The sequence below is a fragment of the Acinetobacter sp. ANC_7553 genome (assembly GCF_056779895.1).
The window spans coordinates 82561-105271 of the sequence record NZ_JBWYIV010000009.1 but is presented as its reverse complement, the minus strand read 5'-3'; the positions used below and the strand labels follow the sequence as shown (position 1 = coordinate 105271).

The window sequence follows — 22711 nt, the reverse complement described above, 5'->3', positions numbered from 1 at the left end:
GGAAATGTGATGAACAATAAAAAATATAATCACAGCTCATTGCTGGTTATGAATGCATTAAGCCTGAGTATCTTGCTTGCAAGTGGTCATGCTATGGCTTTAGAAGTGATGCATGACGAAGCTTTGCGAAATGTAAATGGTCAAGATGGTGTTCATATCTCGACAACATTGACTGAAGCCAACATGGATCAGGTCTATTGGCAAGATCAAGCAGGTCGTGGCAGTAGTGGAGCAACCAATAATACATTGCAGGCAACAGCAGATAATGTCTTTATTCGAAAAAGTAATGTATCTAATCAAACACTAGGGGCAGACATTAAAATTAACGCTGGAAGCAATGCGAACCAAGCAGGGTTAGACTTCAATGCCAGTGTGACACCTGCTTTAGTGACCATGAATAATCTCAGAATTTGTGATAATGAGAGCTCAAGCCGTTGTAGTTTTTCAATGGGTCAATTGGCTTTACAAACCACTTCCAATACTGATTTATCGCTTAGAACGATTCACGGCTTATTCAGCAAAGAGAACCTTAGCGAAATCGCACTAGGGATTAAAAATGCCAATATCTATTTAGGGCAGACTGATGCACGAAATCAACTCAACCAACTTGTTTTAAACAACTTCAACTTCAACTTCAAAGCACGTGGTGCTATTTTTGTGGATGAGGTTGAGGGATTGAGAATGCAGTCGAACACACGTACAGGTTCGACAGATAACATTGCAGGTATGAGTAGTACGCCTAATGATAATTTGGGTTATGTGGATTTAAACCGTGTTGCAAATTCGGCTTCAAAAAAAGCAGGATTTATTAACACAGGAACCTATGGCAATGGTAAGTCAGGTGCAGAGGGTGAAACAACAAACTCGGGTCTAAATATCGAAGTGATGTTGAATAAGAACGTGAGTTCAAATGACCCATATGCTTTAAATAGCAATACAAATAATCCTCAAGGAGCTAAAGGACTCATCCGTGTAGGTGCCAGCGGGCGAATGGTCAATTCATCGTTGCAATTTCGTGGTACAAAAGGCAATGAAAGTGTTCTAGGAAATGCCAATAGTCCAACGGCTTCATCCAGTAATAGTGTAATTGGTGATTCTGGAATCGGGTTCCGTATGAAAGCTGACTTTACCAAAGACAATGATTCAATGCTCGGAAGTGATGGACAAGCAACGACTTTAGAAATTGGTGGGGCAGGTCTAAATGCATATGGTTTTGAGTTTAGTAACTTAACAGGGTTAAGACCAAATACTCGAGCATCTTTTGACAGTGGTAATGTGTATCTCAATTTAGCCGATACAAAAACACTGCGCTTACCTGAAAACGAAGTGTTCCAAAAAAGTCGTTTTGGTAATGGAAGTTATTTAACCTTAGCAACTGATTATCAGCACCAAATTCATAATGCAGTAACAGGTGATAATCCATACAGCTTGATTGCTGCGATTCGTGGTGCTGAATTTCAGTCTATTTCCCGCCGTGGACGTTTTACCAATAGTGCAGGAACACCAGCAGCTAACTTGTTTGCGAATACAAATGTTAAAAATGAGTGGGGCTTGGCACTGCCTTTTTATAATCTGAATGCCAATCTTGCTCTATATGGAACATCAGTTCGTGCAGATCAAGCTTTTTATTACACTTTAGCAGGCTCCGATGTTGTTAAAAACATGATTGCTACAGCGGGTAATACCTCAAGAATTGGTTTGTCTTTTGCAATGAGTACCTCTGGGGTAGACCGAGCTAATGGTCAAGCGCTAGGTAATAAAACCACGTCAATTTTAGTGGTTGATGGAGGTAAGGTAGGCAGTGGAGATACGGCAACATCAACAGATTACTATATGGGTTTACGTAATATTGATCTGTACGCGAAGGGTACAGGAAATATGGGCGTAGAAAATGGTAGTGTAAATGTCAGCTTGCGCGATATGTTGATTGTTCTATCAACAGAAGTTGCTGTGGGATATCTGCCAGGTACCATTTATAAAACCTGTAAATTAAATAGTGGAGCAGCAGGATGTGCTACGCGAAGTTCATCACCAGACAACAATTTTGCTTTAGCTGATGATGTGATGTTTGTGGTGAAATCACGTCTTGGTGGTGATGTTGATTTTTCTTTAATTCCAAATAATGCTGCTGAAGATGGTCAGAGCTTAACTTTTGTAGGTGAATTAGAGCTGAAAGGTGACAATAACACCTTCCAAATTACCGATCCTCATAATGGTTCAACACTTGGTTTAGACCGTTTGACAGGTAAAATTGCATTTAATAATGCATTGGTTGTTAGTAAAGATCAAAATGGTGCGGGACAATTTGGTGTGAATGCTGCCTTGATGTTCAATCCTCAAAAGACAACTTCGGGTGTTTTTAGAGCAAGAGACATCAACTTCTATCCTCCAACTGTAGGTGCTGGCGCTCGTTTAGGCGAATTGGCTATTACTGGCGGTCGCTTGAATAGTGAATTGCGCATTACACCTCGAAATTAATAAGTAAATATGGAAAGTTGAGGGATAAACTCATGAATATGATAAAAACAAAACGATTCAGTTTACTTATTTTGACCGCTGCGGTGGGACTCCCATGTTTTGCTATGCAACCATTGGATGATCAGTCTCTTTCATCTACTACTGGTCAAGATGGGGTCAGCATTGGTATTGGAATGGATAAGATCGAGTTCACACAGGCTGCGATCATTGATCAAGATGGAATTAAAGATCCAATATTAGGAAAAAATTATTCACAAGCTGCTGGCTTAGTGGTCGCAGGTCCAACTGGTAATCCAATTCAGGTTCAATTTTTAGGTCATACCCCTGGTTCGTCTACAATCAATGCAAAAATTGATACAGACGGAGGCAATGGCACGCCATTTGCCAATATAGGTATCACTTTTGCGGAGCAAATTACGGGGTTTAAATTGAGTCCATTCGCACTCTATATCGCAAGCAGTAATCAGGTGTCTAGTGCTACACAAACTAAATCGATTTATAATGATCTGAAGCAGTTGGTGCCCGGTGTCGCTAAAATTTTAGAAATAGGCAGTGCTGATCGAAACTTTGAAATTACATTAAATCAATCCCAACGTCCTCAAATCAATGTTCAATTAGGCAATGTGCCACAAGGCTACATGGTCCAGTTTGGAGGCGCAATTCAATCAATCTGTGGCACAGGCTCAGGCTGTCCTATTGCATTCGTATCTGGTAATTCTTCTGCAAAATTCGATTTTCAGGCTAAAGCTACTGATCAAAACAATGGTTTTTCATTATCTGGTTTCCATGCAGGTGTTGCACCTTCAGGTATTTACATCGGAAATACAGGACAATCTAGTAAAATGAATGTTGGTCTCAACAAGGTGATGTTGGGACGTGAGGGGGCGAGTAGTCCGACGGTCTTTAATGGTTTAGCGAATGGCTCAATGGGGAGCTTTGGGGCTATTGGTACATCTGTGAAAGATTTGAAAGTGAATATCAACGGTCTATAAAAAATCCCGCGAATAGCGGGATTTTTTATGCTCAAATTATTGGGCGATTTTAGCGAGTATTTCTTCTTTACTCAGGTTGCTTGATTCAGTATCAGAACGACCTTTGTACTCAAAAGTACCAGCATCTAAACCTTTTTCACCGATAACAATACGGTGCGGAATACCTGTAATTTCGATATCAGAGAATTTAACGCCTGGTCGTTCATCACGGTCATCTAAAAGCACGTCATAACCAGCAGCTTGAAGTTCTGCATAAAGTGCTTCAGCAGCCTCTACAGTACGAGGAGATTTATGAGCATTCATCGGAACGATTGCGACATGGAAGGGTGCGATAGCAGCAGGCCAAATAATTCCTTTTTCATCGTAATTTTGTTCAATGGCAGCCGCGACTACGCGAGTCACCCCAATACCATAACAACCCATTGTTACAGTGAATGGTTTACCATCCTTACCTAATACTTTGCAGCCCAAAGCTTCAGAGTATTTTTGACCTAATTGGAAAATATGACCAACTTCAATACCACGTTTAATTTGAAGTACACCTTTACCATCTGGAGATGGATCTCCCTCAACAACATTGCGAAGATCATAAACTTCAGTGAATTGAGCATCACGCTCCCAGTTCACACCCGTCGCATGTTTGCCTGCTTCGTTTGCACCTGCAACGAAATCAGACAAAACTGATGCTGCTCGGTCAACGATGACATTAATCCCTTTTTCGACTAAACCTTGAGGGCCAACAAAACCAGCGGTTAAGCCTAAAGCACTCAGTTGTTCTTCAGTTGCAAATGCAAGTGGTGATGCAATCAGCGGATGTTTCTCAGCTTTGATTTCGTTTAGCTCATGGTCACCACGAAGGAACAGTGCCACGACAGGCGCAGTTTTACCTTCATCAGCGACTCCTTGTACCAACAAAGCTTTGACAGACTGTTTTGCATCGGTACCTAAGAAAGCAGATACATCAGCTATAGTCTTTTGATTTGGTGTTTCAATAATTTTTAATTCTTGAGTTGGTGTAGCACGTTCACCTACAAGAATCGCTTCAGCCATTTCAATATTGGCTGCATAATCTGATTCAGTTGAGAATGCAATATCGTCTTCACCGCTTGATGCCAATACATGGAATTCATGCGAACCTGAACCGCCAATTGAACCTGTATCCGCCTGTACTGGACGGAAGTCTAAACCTAAACGAGTAAAAATACGGCAATAGGCATCGTACATCGTGTCGTAAGTTTCTTGTAATGAAGCTTGATCTGCATGGAATGAGTAAGCATCTTTCATCACGAATTCACGAGAGCGCATAACGCCAAAACGAGGACGCACTTCATCACGGAATTTAGTTTGAACTTGGTAAAAATTAGCGGGTAATTGTTTATAACTTTTGAGTTCGTTACGTGCTAAATCAGTAATGACTTCTTCATGTGTAGGACCGAGAACAAAAGGGTTGTTGTGACGGTCATTAAAGCGTAAAAGTTCTGGACCATATTGCACATAGCGACCAGATTCTTCCCATAAACTTGCTGGTTGGGTCACAGGCATCAATACTTGTAGTGAACCAGCACGGTCCATTTCTTCGCGAACAATCGCTTCGACTTTATTTAACACACGTACGCCCATTGGCAACCAAGAATATAATCCTGAAGCCAATTTACGAATCATACCTGCACGAAGCATCAGCTGATGAGAGATTACTTCAGCATCACTTGGGGTTTCTCTTAACGTTGCAAATAAAAAGCGACTCGCGCGCATAGAATTTGTCCTAATAATGAGCGTTAAAGCATAAGATTATACGATAAAAAATGAGGTGAGCATTTTGAATGACACCTCATGACAATTCTCTACATTATGACATGAATTTTCGTGTTTGACGCACCATAAAATTCTTAAAGTCATCTAAGTAAGTAAAGATAACGGGAACCACAACTAAGGTCAGCAGGGTGGATGTAATGACGCCCCCAATGACAGCATGCGCCATCGGAGCACTTTGTTCACCTCCTTCACCCAAGCCTAATGCCAATGGCACCATACCCATGACCATCGCACTCGTGGTCATCAGAATGGGTCTAAGTCGTGTTTTACCTGCAGCAATAATGGCATCAAAACGTGTCTCACCGCGATCAATAGCTTTCTTAATAAAGTCAATGAGGAGAATCGCATTCTTGGTTACTAATCCCATTAACATGATGATGCCAATAATGGAGAATAAATTCATTGTTGAGTTAAATAAGAATAATGCAAGGAATACTCCGACCAATGACAATGGTAATGAGGCCATGATCGCCGCAGGATGAATAAAACTATTGAATTGAGAGCCTAAAACAATATAGATAAATACAATAGAAAGTGTAACGGCTGTAACAGCGTACCCAATCGATTCTTCCATATCTGCGTTTGCACCTTGTGTTTCAAAACCATAGCCAGCAGGCATCTCGAAGTTATCTTGCAATGCTTTAATATCTCGACCAATATCACCTGCAGGTCGACCTGAAGTATTGGCTTCAACCATGACTTCACGTGCTAAATCACGACGGTTGATTTGAGATGCACCATAACTTTCTTGTGTGCTTGTTACGCTTGAGAGCGGAACCAAGATAGGTTGATTATTCGCATCCACTTTTTGCGATTTTAAATATAAATTATTGATGTCACTTGGAAGCGTACGTTGATCTTCAGAGAGGCGCAAATTGACATCATAGGTTTCACCTTTTTCGTCTTTCCACGTCGTTACATCATCACCAGCAAGGAGAGGGCGGATCACATTGGCAATTTGGCTGACTGATAATCCTAAATCGTTTGCAAGTACACGATTTACATGCACTTCAAGGGTAGGTTTAGGCTCTTTGAGCGAGCTTTCTAAATCGACGACACCATCAATTTTTGCCATTTCCACCATGAAACGATCAGAAATTTTTTGTAATTCATCTAGCTCAGGTCCTTTGATGGAAATCATGACAGGCTTTTGACCACCAGACACAGTTTCATCTGCTGAAGCAATAGAGGTGAGGGTAATACCCGCCACTGTTTGTAGTCGATCACGAAACTCATTGGTTAAATCAGTCAGTGTCTGAGAGCGCTCTTGACGAGGACTTAAACTGACTCGGATGCTTACATGGTTTTTCCCGCGATCAGTCACCCCATTAATAACGCCGTACGTTCCTTTAACTTCTGGATGCTGTCGAATAATAGATTCAACTTGTTTTAACTTTGCCTGAGAGTATTCGAGTGAAGCATCTACGGGCGTTTCAAATTTGATCCGAATTTCACCTTTATCTGGAACAGGTACAAACTCTGTTCCCACCATTTTCGATAGCGCGAGCGCGCCAAACAGTGAAGCAACAGCAACGACAATTGTTAGAAAGCGGAATCTTAGTGCCAGTTTTAGCAGCTTCTCGTACACTTCATTTAATGAATCAAGTTTATTTGAGATCCCATTGAAGAAGCGTTTCAATGCGCTCGGTTTTTTATTTGGATGATGACGTTCAGCCCAGTGAGCTGAGAGCATTGGATCGAGCGTAAAACTGACAAACATTGAGATCAGTACAGCGGTACTTACTGTCACGCCAAATTGGTAGAAGAAACGACCGATAATACCGCCCATGAATGCAACTGGTAAGAACACCGCAACAATGGTCAAAGTGGTTGCGAGAACTGCCAGCCCAATTTCTTTGGTTCCATCTAAAGCAGCAGTCACATGATCTTTCCCCATATCAGCATGGCGGACAATATTTTCACGTACCACAATTGCATCATCAATAAGAAGACCAATACTTAAAGACAGGGCAAGAAGAGTCATCATATTGATGGTAAAACCAAAAGCCCAAATGAACGTTAATGTGCCGAGTAGGGCGATTGGCAGGGTAAGGCCTGTAATAATCGTCGATCTAAATGAACCTAAAAACAGTAGAACGATGACAACCGCAAGTACACCACCTTCAATAATTGTACGGGCAACATCACCAATACTTGCTCGTATGCCTCGAGATGTATCGACAACTACTTTCAATGTTGTCCCTTGCGGGAGTTGTTGTTCTATACGGTTTAGTGTTTTATAAGCCGCATCTACAACATCAATTACATTTGAATCAGAGCTTCTGAGAATATCCAACGCGACAGCATTTTGACCGTTAATGAATGCACTCGACTCGAGTTCAGCTTGGCTGTCGTAAATTTCAGCTACTTGTTTTAAGTAGATTGGCGTGCCATTTTTACTCGCGACGATGAGATCCCCAAAGGATTGGGGATGAATTACTCTTGATTTAATTTCAACAACCAGCTCTGAATTTGACTGTTTGAGTGTGCCCCCAGGGACTTCAATGTTTTCGCCTTTTAGTGTGTTAATGACTTGATCAACGCCAACACCAAGACTTTGTAATTTTTGTGGATTAACTTCAATACGAATTTGACGCTGCGAGTCACCTAGCAGGTTAACTGTACCTACCCCACGAACAGTTCTCAATTGAGGAACAATTTTTTGATCTAAATAAGAGCTGAGCTCTCGGAGTGACATATTCTCAGACTCAAATACCACCGACATGATGGCACCTGCGGAAGGATCATAGCGCTCAACAATAGGATCAGTAATTTCATCACGAAATTCAGCTGTCACTGGCGCAATTTTGTCTCGAATATCTTGAGCTGCAACGGTTGAAGGAACATCCAAATTAAACTCAGTGATAATTGTAGAGAGTCCTTCACTTGACTGCGATATCACTTGTTTAACACCTGAGATCGTATTGATCTGATCTTCCATCTTTTTGGTAATTTCAGATTCAACAGTTTCAGGAGAAGCACCTGGATAAGTGGTATACACGACCACAAATGGGAAATCGACATCAGGGAATTCTTCAACTCCCATTCGTTGCCATGATGATAAGCCCAATACCATCAGGCATAGCATCATCATGATCGTAAAGACAGGATATTTCACACTGATTCGAGTTAACCACATAGTTCAGATCCTGTCTTACTTTGAAGCAATTGAGACTGTTTTATTTAAGTCATCATTGATAAACTTAATTCTACTGATGTAATCCGTTGGCTGAAGACCACTGATCATTGCAATATTCTCGTTGGGTTGTCGATCCAAAATTTGAATATTGGCTTTCTGAATTTTCTGATCACGGATGATCCACAAATAAGGTTTGCCATCTGCATCTTGAATAGTATCAAGCGGAACTTTTTGTCCTTGAATCTGCTTTGTATCTAAGATGAAACCTTCGACAAAAGCACCAATACTCAGTGAATTGATTGATTCATTCGGTTGAGCAAAAAACTCAACCTGACGACTGATTTGATCGGCCATTGGGGAAATGCGTGTTAACTTGGCAGTATAATTTTGGGTAGCCCCTTGAATTTTATATTCAATGTTGTTTCCAATGTTGAGCGCATGTTGAGATTCGACAGGGAGTTTTGCTTGAATCTCCAATTTTTGTGGATCTACGATTTCAAATAATGTTTGACCCATTGAAACGGTTTGACCAGGTTCGACTTGACGTTTGGTAATTACGCCAGAAATGGGGCTACGAATTAATCCATCAGCATCGGCTTTCAGTGCGATATCCACATTTGCTTGCTGAGCTCGTACAGTTTCGAGTTGAGCTTTATGCTCCACTTGACTTTGTTCATATTCAACCTTAGAAATAAATCCTTGATCATAAAGTCGTTTTTTTCGAGTGACCATATTTGCAGCTTGTTGTGCCTGCGCTTGTGCAGAAGCAAGATTAGCGCGAGCTTGTGCGAGTCGGGCTGCATTATCTTGATTATTTAAACGTACCAAGACTTGTCCTTTACTCACCCTTTCACCGACTTGTACAGAGACTTGACTAGCAGTGGCAGTCACTTGCGCTTGAATTGTACTTTGATTCACAGCGCGTATGGTGCCTGTGAAAGCAAATCTCAGATTTGAGACCCCATTTTCAACTTTGACTAAGTCCTGTTGTATTAATTCAATTTTTTGAGGGGTAGATGAGGTTGGCTGTACACTTTCGTCATTTTTTTGACAAGCGGCTAAAAGACAACTCGTACACAGCGTTCCTAATACGAGATATTTCTTAAACTGACTGCTGTGTCGAGTCGCATTCGGCATGTGATAATTCCTTTCCATTCAGACAAACTCTTCTTTATTCAAGAGTTTTTAAGCGCTTGATAATATTGTCGTATTGTGACTGAGTATTTCGATAGTTTGTTTGTAAAGATTCAATATTTTTTTGGATATTACTCATATTCTGTGCATTATAAGTGATTCGATCTTGTAAGTTTTTAGGGACAGGGTTCCCTTTCTTGATATAGGTCTGTTCCTGCTTTTTAAACAATATTCGATCTTGCTCCAGTTGTTGGTACTGTTGTTTTTGAAAGGTGATTTGTTTGTTGATGTTTTTCAACATATCATCACGTTTGTTCGCAGCCACTTTACTAGAACCATAAGCGCGTTTTAAGCGTAGATCTTGTTCATGTTGTTTGGCTTGTTGCGTACGTACAGCACTTTGTTGCTGTTCTTTATCGGCATCATAAGGTCGATTTTTTTTAATCACTTGCATATTACGGTCAAGTGCTTCATAACCGTGACGAATATGCTCTGGTGTTACCGAACTACTAATATTAGCTACGCCATTTTTATCATAATAACGATACCAAGACGGTTTGGTCACTGTGGTATTAGCAATTGCTTCACTGATACATAAACCAAATGTCATCATGATCACTAAGAATGTTTTATGATGAAGATGCTTTAACCCAATTCTTGATTTGTGCGAAAGATTAAACATTGGAATTGGCCCCCGTGATATCAATTCAATTTTTTAATTTTTGCTTTTAATAACAAGCATTTTATGTGGTTCTGGTAAATTTATAAATATAAACCGTTAAATAATTTACGCTTAATCTGATTCACCCTTAAATTCTATGAAGCTTTGTGACACAATCTCTCCGCGAGTACTCAACTGCATTGAAAATCAATGTAATGTTATGTTAGAAAATAATGGTTATTCTCTAAATTAAGCGTTTCATTTTTCTTTAAATCTCATCTCAGGAAGGATCATTCAATGGATGATAATCTGCAAAATATTAAAGTGATGGTCATTGATGATTCAAAAACGATTCGTCGGACCGCAGAAACTTTATTACAGCGTGAAGGATATGACGTTGTAACTGCAGTAGATGGATTTGAAGCATTATCTAAAATTGCTGAAACTCGACCTGATATTATTTTTGTAGATATTATGATGCCGCGTTTAGATGGGTATCAAACGTGCGCATTGTTAAAAAACTCACAAAATTTCCAACATATTCCAGTGGTCATGTTATCCAGTAAAGATGGTATGTTTGATCAGGCAAAAGGACGAGTTGTTGGATCTGATGAATACCTCACGAAACCATTCAGTAAAGATGAGCTATTGAATGCGATTCGTAAACTTGTCGCTTCACGTTAAGTACTGGGAAAACAAAATATGACACGTATCTTAGTGGTAGATGACTCTCCAACAGAAATGTTTAGATTTAAAGAAATTCTGTCCAAAAATGGCTATGAAGTGCTAGAAGCAACCAATGGTGCAGATGGTGTTACCTTGGCGCAAGCAGAGCAACCAGATCTTGTACTTATGGATGTGGTGATGCCTGGTGTGAATGGATTTCAAGCAACTCGGCAAATTGCAAGAGCTGATGTAACGAAGCATATTCCAGTTGTCATTGTCAGTACCAAAGATCAGGATACGGATCGAATTTGGGGCAAAAGACAAGGCGCGGTCGACTACCTGATCAAACCTGTAGATGAATCAAGATTACTTGATGTCATTCAGCAATATTTAAATACAGGCACAGCATGATCACTCAAGATGAAAGTGATCAACAACACTGGTTAACGCAAGCCAGTAATGCTAATTCGGCTCAAGTAAATGAGTACCGTGATGTGCAAAATCAGGACCTCTGGTCTGGTGTATGTTTTAAAGTTGAGCAGCAGCAATTTATTACCCCACTTGGTGATATTGCGGAGGTTAGCCCTTTACTGAGCATTACTTCTTTACCACTTACGCCGCCGTGGTATTTAGGTTTGGCGAATTTGCGAGGTCGAGTACTGACCGTATTAGATCTAAAGCAATTTGCTTTGGGTAAAACCACACAACTACACGCTAATGTTAAAATTTTATGTTTTAACGTGGGGCAAGACTGTGTTGGATTACTTGTGGATGAAGTCCTCGGTGTAAAACATTATAAGAATAATACCTATAGCGCCGGTTCGGATTTGATCGCAGAACCATATAGATTATTTTGCCAAGGTTATTTTCTCGATCATTCAACACCTGTAGCTGTGCTGATGATGAGTCTGCTATATGAGCATGATCGCCTAAAGCATATGTTCACATCTAATTCAATTTAATGTCTAGTCAGCAATAGTTTTTTGGGGGAGCTGAGTGAGTTTACGGTTAAAAAAGACCAGTCGGAATGTGAATGATTCAGATTCCAACACACAGGGATGGAAAGCTTCACTTAAGTTAAAACTTGAACAGTTTTCAGAGCTGTTTGGGCAATCTGCCCAAACGAAGTCTTATTTAATCATGGCTATTATTAGCCTCGTTTGTGCTTTTCTGATTTTATTGTTTCTTATGTTTAATCTCCCACGTACAGTGGAGCAAAGTCGTGGGGTGGGGGAACTGAAATATCTCAATCAAATGATGATTATTCAGACTCAACAGTTTGAGGATAATCCTACAGATTACACATTACAGATTCTCAAAAACTCTCAGCTTATTTTTAGTTCACAACTTGAAAATGTAAAATCAGTTTATTTTTATAGTCCGGCTTTAAATGAAGTAGATCGACTATGGTTAGAGTCTCAAAGCAATATCACGGAGTCTCAGTTACAAAAAATTCAAGTAGCCCTCAATGAAATTCGCACAGGTTCTACGTGGTTACTGATTTTACTGTCACTTTTATTGTTGATTAGTTTATCGAGCTTCACCTTTGCTGTAATTAAACTTTTTATTTTGAGAAGCCAAGAAGATCGTCTGCGTTTAATGGAACTGGTGGATAAAGATAAGAAGAATCAAACCGCGATTTATCGGCTTTTAGATGAAATTGGAGATTTAGCTGAAGGCGATTTGACCAAATATGCTGCGGTTTCTGCAGATTTTACGGGGACAATCGCGGATTCAATTAATGTAGCGATAGATCATTTGCGTGATTTGGTGATGAGAATTAATCAGGCTGCCCAACAAGTTACCCAATATATTCATCAAACTCAGCACATGAGTTCACAATTGGCTCAATCTTCAGAGCTGCAAGCTCGTGAAATCCAAAATACATCGCTCGCCATTCATGACATGGCGGACTCAATTGATCACGTTTCTGAAAATGCAGCGCAATCTGCAAAAGTTGCTCAGCGCGCTGTACTTATCGCAGTGAAGGGTGGGGAAGTGGTTGAACGATCAATAGATGGAATGGATCAAATACGAGGCCAGATTCAAGAAACATCTAAAAAAATTAAAAGGCTGGGTGAATCTACTCAAGAGATTGGAAACTTTGTTGCAACCATTGAAGACATTGCAGGGCAAACGCATCTGTTGGCTTTAAATGCAGCCATTCAAGCCGCAATGGCAGGCGATGCTGGACGAGGTTTTGCTAGTGTTGCTGATGAGGTGCAGCGTTTAGCTGAACGTTCAACTGCTGCGACCAAACATATTGAGATATTGGTAAAAAATATTCAATTAGATACACATGAGGCCGTTCGCTCTATGGAGCAAACAACTTCTGAGGTGGTTAAGGGGACTGGACTTGCTCAAGATGCAGGAGCAGCACTTGCAGATATTCAGTTGATTTCAAAACAGTTGGCTCAACTCATTGCGAATATTTCAGCATCCTCAAAAGTTCAGTCAGCTGCTGCGGGTCAAATTGCGAAAACAATGTCGCTTGTGCAAGATGTCACACGAGAAAATCATGCTTCAACCTTAGATACTGCTCAATCGATAGCAGAACTAACTCAAATGGCTGATTCTTTAAGGAAATCAGTTGCAAACTTCAAATTACCTGAGTGATTGAGCCATGAAAAATAATAATCCTAATAAAATACAATTATATCTTTCAGAAGCACTCCATCGTGCATATATAGATATGCAGCTTCCTCAGGATGAATTAAATTTTGAAGATGAGGAGCTCCTTACGACCTTTGCTGAAGAGCTTAAGGAATTACTTCTAGAAATATCAGAAAATTTTCAAGTCTTATCGAATGATTTAGAACAGGTAAATATTTGGCAAGCTTTGCGCCGTAATTTTCATACCTTAAAGGGTTCAGGTCGAATGCTTGGATTCAACTCAGTTTCTGAGCTTGCATGGACTGTTGAGACAATATTAAATATTAGGCTTGATCAGCAACTTTCATGGAGTCAAATGGTCCTTGAGTATGTTGAGCTGATCTCTCGTATATATCGCTACATTATTGTGCCTAGTTTAACAGTGAAACAAGCGATTCAATTAGATGTTAAACCTCTATTGCTTTTAGGTCGGCAATTAGAACATTCAAATACCATAGATCAATCATTGCATCCTTTGTTGGCGATCAACGCTCATCTCACACAGCTAGATCTAGATTTCAGGATTGAATGTCATTGTTTGAGTGACTCAAATTCACTCTCAGCAACAGCCACAATTGAGAATACTCAAATATGGGATAACGAGGTTCTGCAAAGTTTTTATGCTGAAGCTTCAGAACAATTGAAATCCCTGCAAGATATGTTGGATAAATCCAATCAACAATTTCAGGTGGATACGCTTGCACGTGTTGTCCATTCTCTCAGGGGGAGTTCTGCAATTGTTGGACTTGAGAAAATTGAAGTATTGAGTCAGTCATTCGAAAAAATAATACAACGTAATCCATCTTTTGATACCAACAATAAAGAATTGCAAGCGCTCACAACGCAGTATATTGATTTAATCCAGTATTACTTAGAAAGCTTGCAAACAACAGGTGACAACGTAACGAGACAACAACAGTTTCAGGCATTAGAGCATACATTTTTAATCGCATTGAGAGACTTCTCAGAACAGATTACACAGAACGATCCAAATCTTGATCCGCAAGAGTTACTCAAGAAAATTGTAGATTTGGGTGTAGAAGATGTTTTCCTTATCGATACCTTTGTACAAGATGGTATTTCTAACCTCGTTAGCTCTACACGTACTACTGAACGTTCGACCTTACTGAGTCAACAACTCAGTTCAATTGCTAAATTTGCCATTAAAGTTGATTTTGATCTCCTTCAAAAAATTTCAGAAATTTTGAGTTCAATTCACTTCAACATTGCAAGAGAACCGAATTCAATTGCCTACTCAAATGTCCACCGAGTTTTACAACAAGGGCATGAAAAACTCTTAGAAATATTTGATGAACTTGCTATAGGTCAATTGGCTCAAAATAATGTAGCTTCTCAGCAGCTATTAGGTGATTTAAAACAACTTAATCATGAATACTTCAGCTTTTCCAATCAATCGAATTGCATTTCCAATATAGAACAGGAAAGCGAAGTATCTGCTCGATCCTTAGATGAAACAATTCTGACATTACTCAATATAGATTACGCACTCAAAGATTCAGCGAAAGCAAAACAGGGCTTAGATCGCGAAGTAAGTGGTTTTTTTGTCGAGGAAGCGGAAGAAATCTTGTCTCAAATCGAAGACTTGTTCAATACATGGTTAGAGTATCAAGAAGATGCTACGTGTATCCAAAAAATTATGCGGCAACTGCACACGTTGAAAGGTGGTGCATACATGTTGCAAGCAGATTACTTTGCAAATCTAATCCATGAGCTTGAATCTGTATATCTTCAACTCATTTCAGAGCAACAAATTGATATAAAAAGTTTCATTATTTTGATTAAAGCCTTACAGCAGGATTTGGTACGGCGTGTCAATATCATTAAAACTGAGTCTCTTGATTATCCGATAGAGCAGGCATCAAGGCTTATTCAGGGTTTAATTGAGCTTGGACATTTCAATCTTAAGGGTGGTGACTCGAAGCTGAACTTAGTACATTCGATGCAAAATGATATCACTCACCACATGTCTTCAGATTTTAATATTCATTCAACTTTATCAGCGGACCTTGAAAACAATTTAAGTGATTTAGTCACTACGCATAATAATTCATCAAAGTTTGACTCTTCTTCCATTCAGCAAAACTCACATCAGAATGAACCATCTAACGCTAAGGAGAGTGCTTTACCGCCCCCAATGAGTGGCAATTTGCAAAAGTTTGTGCAATCTGCCGTAGCGAACGAGACACTTTCAGTCTCTACTGCTGTAATTGAAGCAACTCTTAATTTGATTGGGGAGGATTTGATTCAACGTTCGCAAGTTGAAGTAGAGTTAAAATCATATCGGTCAAATTTGGTAGAAATGGATCAAACCATTCAGCGCCTTACTTCACAATTGAGACGGATGGAGGGGGAATTAGAATCCCAAATTTTATTACAACGTAGATTACATAATTCCGCCGAGCATGGGTTTGATCCCTTAGAAATGGATCAATATTCATCACTCAATCAACTCTCTAAATCTATATCAGAGTCAACATCAGACTTGTTAGATATCAGAAACACTCTGCACGAAAAGCTTCAGTCTGCAGAAAGTATATTGATTCAGCAGGCAAGAATACAAAACAACATCCAACACTCGTTGATGCGTACTCGTGTCGTGCCATTCAAGACGATACAAATGCGTCTTGAACGCTTATGCAAGCAACTTTCGATGAATCTGAATAAATCTGTTCAGTTACAGATTGAACATGCAGACATCGAATTAGATCGTAGTATTCTTGAAAAGTTGATCACCTCACTTGAGCATATTCTGCGTAATGCGATTGATCACGGAATTGAGTCAGCAGAACAGCGGTTGAAATTAAATAAACCTGAACAAGCAGTCATGCAACTGACACTGGTGAATCATCACAATGAGCTGAGTATTTTGATCAAGGATGATGGTCGAGGAATTGATCCACAAGAGATTAAGCAAAAAGCTGTTGAATTTGGTTGGCTCAATACTGAACGGGAATATTCTGAAACTGAACTATTACAATTGATTTTTAGACCAGGCTTTACCACTGCTGCAAAATTAACAACGGTTTCAGGACGTGGTGTCGGTTTAGATGTCGTAAAAAGTGAAATACAGGCACTGGGTGGGCATGTTCATGTTACTTCGGAAAGAGGACTAGGAACTTGTTTTGAAATCAGAATTCCTAAATCTTCAATTATTACTGAAGCGTTGATGGTAAAAGTTGCAGATCAATTCTTTGCCTTACCGTTACATCAAATACAACGTGTTGAAATGATCGATAGACATGATTTAAATCACGCGAAACAACAGGGTCAGTTGTTGAGAGTGCATGAAGCAAGTTATCAATTAAACGATTTGGCTGACTTCGTATTGTTAAATCAACATATAAACAGAAACTCACCATATTCAGAAACCCAAAAAGTTCCAGTGATTTTGGTAAATATGCACCAGTCTCAACCTGTGGCTTTATTCGTTGATGAAGTCTTAGGAACTAATTCACAAATTATTGTGAAACAGACTGGGAGGCTGATCCATCAAATTGATTATCTCAGCGGTGTAACCATTATGGGCAGTGGAGAAATTTGCCCAATTTTAAATGTAAATCGTGTGGTTCAATATCTCACTCAGCAGGATTGGTCTATACATCTAGAGTCGAAGCCCTCTAATTTAGAGCATGACAATGAAGCACCTACGATTTTAGTGGTTGATGATTCGGTCACAGTTCGAAAAGTGACATCTAAACTACTGGAGCGCCATGGTTACCAGATTGTTACAGCTATAGATGGTATTGAAGCACTTGAACATTTACAGCACTCAACACCTGCCTTAATGTTAATTGATGTTGAAATGCCAAGAATGGATGGTTTTGAAGTGATGCAATGGCTGAGAAATCAACCACATTTGCAGAACTTACCTGTGGTTATGATCACTTCACGAGTGGGGGATAAGCATAAACAACATGCTCTTGAACTTGGTGTATCGGCTTATATGGGTAAACCTTTCCAAGAAGCAGTGTTGATTGAGCAGATCAATCAGCTTTTAAAACATGATTGAAGTATTTTAAGCGAATTAAAAAAAAGGATGCATTCGCATCCTTTTTTATATTTCATTACTCTTAAATTTTAGCGTTATGCCAATAACTCAATTAAGATTTTTTCATAAATTTCAGCTAAAGGTTCCAAATGTGCGATTTCAACATGTTCATTAATTTGATGGATTGTGGCATTAAGCACTCCCAGTTCGAGTACCTGAGCTCCAGTTGGTGCGATAAAGCGGCCATCTGATGTACCACCACTGGTTGATAATTCTGTTGTCGTACCAGTCACATCCAAAATCGCTTTTTTGGCAGCATTGACGAGCTCACCAACAGGTGTAAGGAATGGTAAACCTGATAGTGTCCACTCGATATCATACTCAACGCCGTGGCGATCTAAAATTTCATGTGTACGTGCTTTTAATTCATCAGCAGTAACTTCTGTAGAATAACGGAAGTTAAATAATAAGTTCATCGTGCCAGGCACAACATTGGTTGCACCCGTTCCAGCAGAAATATTCGAGATTTGGAAAGACGTTGCAGGGAAATACTCATTGCCTTGATCCCATTCTGTCTCACATAATTCAGCAATTGCTTTTGAGGCTGTATGAATTGGGTTAATTGCCAAATGTGGATAGGCCACATGCCCTTGCTTACCTTTCACTGTTAAATTGGCATTGAGAGACCCACGACGGCCATTTTTAACAATGTCACCTAAAGTATTCGTACTTGACGGTTCACCAACTAAACACCATGTCATTTTTTCTTGGCGTGCTTCTAAAGTTTCTACAACTTTCACTGTTCCATTGATAGATGGACCTTCTTCATCTGAAGTGATCAAAAAAGCAATCGAACCTTTGTGGTCTGGATGCTTAGCAACGAAACGTTCAGAGGCAATTACCATGGCTGCCAACGCCGTTTTCATATCTGCACTGCCACGCCCGTATAACTTTCCATCTCTAATTTCTGGGGCGAATGGATCGGAGTTCCACGCTTCTAGATTGCCTGTAGGAACAACATCAGTATGACCCGCAAAACAAAACACAGGTGATTCAGTCCCGCGACGAGCCCATAAGTTATCTACATCTTCAAAACGCATATTTTCAATGTTAAAACCAATCTTTGATAATCGATCAGCCATAATATTTTGACAGTTATGATCGACTGGAGTCACTGAAGGTTGGCGAAGTAATTGTAAGCTTAAATCGAGTGTTGCAGATTGGGTCATGGAAAGAAATCGAATTGGTCAAAGTCGAACTATCATAAAGTATGTTGAATTTGATGCAAAATATTAATCATTCAAGGGAATCAAATTTAAATAAAAAAAGCCCTATTAAAAAATAGGGCTTTTAGCTTCAACTTCGAATTAGTTGTTACGAATTTCGTTTGAAGTTTTTTCAGCAGTATTTGTTACAGTTTCCCCAGCTTTTGAAACGTCTTGTCCAAAACCTTTGAATGTATTACAACCAGTTAATACAAATGCAACTACGAATGAAGCGGCTAATACTTTTTTCATCATTATCTCCAATGATTGTAAATTATTTTGATGCTTAATCAGAATAAAAATTAATCATTTAGAAGAATATGAGAGTTTTATTATCAGAATGTTATTAATTGTATTCGATACATTTTTTTATTACACGAACTACACGTAAGGAAGCTTTAATGCTGGTTGACGGTACATATAAAACTGATTTGTCTGTACATTGTGATAAAGCCCATTGCTCCACCAATGTGCTTCATTTGAAGTCTGACTCGCATTCGGACAAATCCATTCCTGTCTTTCCAGTCGATAAAAAGATGATCGAAATTGATGTCCCCATGTGCCCATACGACGATGTGGGCTGACCCAGTTGGGTAAGGTTTGAAGTTCGGTATGATACGGAAAGTAGAGTTGACCTTTCATCACCGCAATTTTTCGATCAATTTTATAAGTATTGGCTTGAGTAAACTGAAATTGTTTTTGCGTAAAATGATTGAGCTTTCTAAATAGGGTGTCACTTCGATTTAATCCGTACCAATGTTGAAGTTGAAAGTCTTGTTCTGCTAAATAAAATTTCAGTGCAACTTCCCATTGTTCAATTTCTTGGGTGTGATGATTTAATATCACAAAGTCAATTTCACCCAAAGTATGGCGGCCGTCAATGATTTGAACACTGTGATCTAACAGCGAAAAATCAGCTTGATCGCGTTGATCATCTTGTAGCCAGAACCACATTAAATATTCAAAGCGCAAACCTAGACGCGTACTTTTAAGTTGCTGAATAAAATCAATCAGTTCTTGTGGGTTTTGATCTAGATCATGAAGTCTGGAGATATATTTTTCGTACTGAGTTTGCCAAAATAGTTCATGGTGCATTTCAAAAGGATGAACGATCGTTAATTCTTTAGGCGCAAAACGAATAATATTAGGACTTGCGATGACAAAAGCCAGTTGACGTACAATTGCATGATGAAAGTTCTGCCATGGCTCATAAAAATCAGATTGCACCGTTACTCCAACCAGAATTCAAAACTGAAAATAAATTTACAATCAGACACTACCACAAAAGCATATATACTAGTGAGATTCAACTGAATGAGTTGCGGTATGAAAATCGTGTTTTGGCGGAGCTTGGTCATTATTTTTATGACTCTAGGTTTTATTGGTGCGCTATTGCCAGGATTGCCAACCACAGTCTTTTTAATTCTTGCCGCATGGGCTGCTTCAAAAGGTTGGCCACAGGTTGATGATTGGCTACTCAATCATCCTAAATATGGACCAACACTGCGAAATTGGCGTGAGCATGGCACGGTTCCACGCAAAGCAAAATGGCTCGCCTCGATGATGATGTTGATCAGCGGTATTCTTATGCTTTATACCAATGCTCCTGATTTAGTAAAAATTTTTACGAATCTCACTATGCTAATTGTCGCGATTTGGTTGTGGTTAAGACCTGAATCAAAAAATATTGTTTAAATAAATGATTAAAAATAATTTAACGCTGAGTTTTGTATGAACCCAAATCTTGAAAGTTATACCCTAAGTCAGGCGGATATCCTGATTGATATGGCGAAACAAGTTCTATATGTCCCACGTATGAAAAAAAGCTATTTGGTGTCTACTGGATTGAACGGTATAGGTGAACAGGAAAATTCAGGTAAAACCCCAAGAGGATGGCATCGCATTGAACAAAAAATTGGCGATGACCACCCAATCAATGCTGTTTTTAAAGCACGTATTTGGACTGGGGAGATCTATGATGTGGAACTTGGCAAGCAATTTCCAGAACGTGACTGGATTCTAACGCGAATTCTTTGGTTAGCAGGTTTAGAACCTGGTTTTAATCAAGGGGAGGGTTGTGATACCTATAATCGATATATCTATATTCATGGTACGCCAGAGTCAGAACCTTTAGGTCTTCCTAAATCACATGGATGTATTCGAATGCACAGTGCAGATGTCATTGAGCTATTTGATACATTTGACGAAGGCGCTTTAGTCTATATTTCAGAACAAGAGATCGAATTGGATCAAATTTAAATCAGAATCGTAAAATGTTTTGTGATAAAAACTTTGAATAAAAATAAAAACATATCTCTAATCAGGCAAATAATAGACAAAAAAGCGATTTTTTAAGAGAAATGATCTATTTTTTAATCATTCAAACTGAAAAACTGAGAAACCTGTAGAAAAGCGTTTGACAGTATCTGAGGATTCTCTATAATGCACCACACAAACGATGAAGTCGTAAAGGGCGCTTAGCTCAGTTGGTAGAGCGTCTGCCTTACAAGCAGAATGTCGGCGGTTCGATCCCGTCAGCGCCCACCAAGCCTTTACGTTAAGTTTTAGTGCAGCGGTAGTTCAGTTGGTTAGAATATCGGCCTGTCACGCCGAGGGTCGCGGGTTCGAGTCCCGTCCGCTGCGCCACTTTAAGCTTAATAGATTGTTTGTACTTTAATAGAGATATTACATAAGTGCAGCGGTAGTTCAGTTGGTTAGAATATCGGCCTGTCACGCCGAGGGTCGCGGGTTCGAGTCCCGTCCGCTGCGCCACTTTATGTAATGACCTTATTAAGGGCGCTTAGCTCAGTTGGTAGAGCGTCTGCCTTACAAGCAGAATGTCGGCGGTTCGATCCCGTCAGCGCCCACCAGATTTTTTGTGATGCAGCGGTAGTTCAGTTGGTTAGAATATCGGCCTGTCACGCCGAGGGTCGCGGGTTCGAGTCCCGTCCGCTGCGCCATCCTAAAAATCAAAGCCTAATAAGGGCGCTTAGCTCAGTTGGTAGAGCGTCTGCCTTACAAGCAGAATGTCGGCGGTTCGATCCCGTCAGCGCCCACCATATTCATGCTGAAAAGCTTATATGACCCTAATTGCGTAAGCAGTTGCCGTTGCAGCGGTAGTTCAGTTGGTTAGAATATCGGCCTGTCACGCCGAGGGTCGCGGGTTCGAGTCCCGTCCGCTGCGCCATTTTCTAGATCCCTTGTCTAGATATAATGGTTTAAATCAGCAAGATTTCTTTCTTGCATCTTAAAAATAGCGGTGCTATTTTTATTCCTCAAGGGCGCTTAGCTCAGTTGGTAGAGCGTCTGCCTTACAAGCAGAATGTCGGCGGTTCGATCCCGTCAGCGCCCACCATATTCTTTCTATGAAAAGTCTTTTAAGTTTCTATAATTTATATAAAATATGATGAATTCATGTTTATAATAGAATTATGAGAAATCCATACCAGCGTAAGCCTTCAAGTACCTCTATTGCCTCTACAGTTGTCTCTCCAAAAGAACAATACCAACAATTTATGGAAACAATTGTCGCTCAGGCTAAAGTTTATAGTTTATATAATGATGGTTGGGCATTGTGCTCCACTCCATCTGGTCAGCGCACGCTTGCTGTTTGGCAAAGTAGAGGAATGGCACAATTATTGGTTCGTGATAAGTGGGAAAAATATCATGTGGAGGAAATCCAACTGATACCATTTATTGAACAAGTTGTTCCTTATATTCGACAACACAATACTCATTTGTCACTTAACTTGATGCCAGAAGGTCAAAATGTTTTGGTATCGGGGCGACAATTTCTAATTGACCTAAAAGCTTATCTATACCAGTTATCGATTGATCAACCTGAAAAATTAAATAAAGAAGGGGTTCCTTCGCCTCGAAAAATCCGAATACATGATAAATAAA

General features: G+C 39.7%; 16 protein-coding genes, 8 tRNA genes and 1 pseudogene. 18 read left to right on the top strand and 7 right to left on the bottom strand.

Features of this window, described 5'->3' with window-relative positions:
- The first annotated feature begins 9 nt into the window (after positions 1-9).
- Complete coding sequence (locus tag AC1M9I_RS08805; protein WP_481610941.1) at positions 10-2478, top strand: DUF6160 family protein; 2469 nt, start codon at positions 10-12, stop codon at positions 2476-2478.
- A gap of 32 nt (positions 2479-2510) precedes the next feature.
- The gene (locus AC1M9I_RS08800; protein ID WP_481610940.1) at positions 2511-3470 is read left to right on the top strand and encodes a DUF6160 family protein; all 960 of its coding nucleotides are present in this window, start codon (positions 2511-2513) and stop codon (positions 3468-3470) included.
- 36 nt (positions 3471-3506) lie between these two features.
- Here AC1M9I_RS08800 and AC1M9I_RS08795 read toward each other — a convergent pair whose 3' ends face one another.
- From AC1M9I_RS08795 to AC1M9I_RS08780, 4 genes are all read right to left on the bottom strand, one after another.
- Positions 3507-5222, bottom strand: a complete 1716-nt coding sequence (locus AC1M9I_RS08795; RefSeq protein WP_481595001.1) for a proline--tRNA ligase — start codon at positions 5220-5222, stop codon at positions 3507-3509.
- Positions 5223-5316: 94 nt separating this feature from the next.
- Positions 5317-8421 (bottom strand): efflux RND transporter permease subunit, encoded by a 3105-nt coding sequence (locus tag AC1M9I_RS08790; RefSeq protein ID WP_481589084.1) that lies wholly within the window; start codon positions 8419-8421, stop codon positions 5317-5319.
- Positions 8422-8436: 15 nt separating this feature from the next.
- Complete coding sequence (locus tag AC1M9I_RS08785) at positions 8437-9558, bottom strand: efflux RND transporter periplasmic adaptor subunit (protein ID WP_481593617.1); 1122 nt, start codon at positions 9556-9558, stop codon at positions 8437-8439.
- Between the two features lie 34 nt (positions 9559-9592).
- Complete coding sequence (locus AC1M9I_RS08780) at positions 9593-10237, bottom strand: hypothetical protein (RefSeq protein WP_257227584.1); 645 nt, start codon at positions 10235-10237, stop codon at positions 9593-9595.
- Positions 10238-10513: 276 nt separating this feature from the next.
- Between AC1M9I_RS08780 and pilG the strand changes: the two genes are divergently transcribed.
- From pilG to AC1M9I_RS08755, 5 genes and pseudogenes are all read left to right on the top strand, one after another.
- Positions 10514-10900 (top strand): twitching motility response regulator PilG, encoded by a 387-nt coding sequence (pilG, locus tag AC1M9I_RS08775; RefSeq protein WP_035269072.1) that lies wholly within the window; start codon positions 10514-10516, stop codon positions 10898-10900.
- Between the two features lie 18 nt (positions 10901-10918).
- Positions 10919-11293, top strand: a complete 375-nt coding sequence (locus AC1M9I_RS08770) for a response regulator (protein WP_035269071.1) — start codon at positions 10919-10921, stop codon at positions 11291-11293.
- Positions 11290-11844, top strand: a complete 555-nt coding sequence (locus tag AC1M9I_RS08765) for a chemotaxis protein CheW (protein WP_481593615.1) — start codon at positions 11290-11292, stop codon at positions 11842-11844. The genes AC1M9I_RS08770 and AC1M9I_RS08765 overlap by 4 nt, the downstream gene beginning before the upstream one ends.
- 529 nt (positions 11845-12373) lie before the next feature.
- Positions 12374-13498: pseudogene (locus AC1M9I_RS08760) on the top strand (methyl-accepting chemotaxis protein); the annotation flags it as partial.
- Between the two features lie 7 nt (positions 13499-13505).
- Entirely contained in the window at positions 13506-17564 is a 4059-nt protein-coding gene (locus tag AC1M9I_RS08755) for a hybrid sensor histidine kinase/response regulator (RefSeq protein ID WP_481593614.1), read from the top strand.
- A 74-nt stretch (positions 17565-17638) separates the two neighbouring features.
- Here the strand turns inward: AC1M9I_RS08755 and dapE are convergent, their stop codons facing one another.
- From dapE to AC1M9I_RS08740, 3 genes are all read right to left on the bottom strand, one after another.
- Complete coding sequence (gene dapE, locus AC1M9I_RS08750; protein ID WP_035269063.1) at positions 17639-18772, bottom strand: succinyl-diaminopimelate desuccinylase; 1134 nt, start codon at positions 18770-18772, stop codon at positions 17639-17641.
- A 138-nt stretch (positions 18773-18910) separates the two neighbouring features.
- Positions 18911-19063, bottom strand: a complete 153-nt coding sequence (locus AC1M9I_RS08745; RefSeq protein ID WP_092766976.1) for an entericidin A/B family lipoprotein — start codon at positions 19061-19063, stop codon at positions 18911-18913.
- 126 nt (positions 19064-19189) lie between these two features.
- Positions 19190-20050, bottom strand: a complete 861-nt coding sequence (locus AC1M9I_RS08740; protein WP_481610948.1) for a DUF1853 family protein — start codon at positions 20048-20050, stop codon at positions 19190-19192.
- Between the two features lie 84 nt (positions 20051-20134).
- On the opposite strand from AC1M9I_RS08740, the gene AC1M9I_RS08735 reads away from it, so the two are divergent.
- The 11 genes from AC1M9I_RS08735 (at position 20135) to AC1M9I_RS08685 (ending at position 22710) form a co-directional block, all read left to right on the top strand.
- Positions 20135-20503, top strand: coding sequence for a YbaN family protein (locus tag AC1M9I_RS08735; RefSeq protein WP_481610939.1), 369 nt, complete (start codon positions 20135-20137; stop codon positions 20501-20503).
- Positions 20504-20539: 36 nt separating this feature from the next.
- Positions 20540-21067, top strand: coding sequence for a cell wall-recycling L,D-carboxypeptidase ElsL (gene elsL / locus AC1M9I_RS08730; protein WP_180028070.1), 528 nt, complete (start codon positions 20540-20542; stop codon positions 21065-21067).
- Between the two features lie 212 nt (positions 21068-21279).
- Positions 21280-21355, top strand: a tRNA-Val gene (locus AC1M9I_RS08725).
- A gap of 22 nt (positions 21356-21377) precedes the next feature.
- A tRNA-Asp gene (locus tag AC1M9I_RS08720) sits at positions 21378-21454 on the top strand.
- Between the two features lie 49 nt (positions 21455-21503).
- Positions 21504-21580 (top strand) — tRNA-Asp (locus AC1M9I_RS08715).
- Between the two features lie 22 nt (positions 21581-21602).
- Positions 21603-21678: transfer RNA gene (locus tag AC1M9I_RS08710), tRNA-Val, on the top strand.
- Between the two features lie 13 nt (positions 21679-21691).
- Positions 21692-21768, top strand: a tRNA-Asp gene (locus AC1M9I_RS08705).
- A gap of 23 nt (positions 21769-21791) precedes the next feature.
- Positions 21792-21867: transfer RNA gene (locus AC1M9I_RS08700), tRNA-Val, on the top strand.
- Positions 21868-21918: 51 nt separating this feature from the next.
- Positions 21919-21995: transfer RNA gene (locus AC1M9I_RS08695), tRNA-Asp, on the top strand.
- A gap of 92 nt (positions 21996-22087) precedes the next feature.
- Positions 22088-22163: transfer RNA gene (locus AC1M9I_RS08690), tRNA-Val, on the top strand.
- A gap of 76 nt (positions 22164-22239) precedes the next feature.
- Entirely contained in the window at positions 22240-22710 is a 471-nt protein-coding gene (locus tag AC1M9I_RS08685) for a DUF2750 domain-containing protein (protein WP_481610938.1), read from the top strand.
- Position 22711 lies beyond the last annotated feature (1 nt).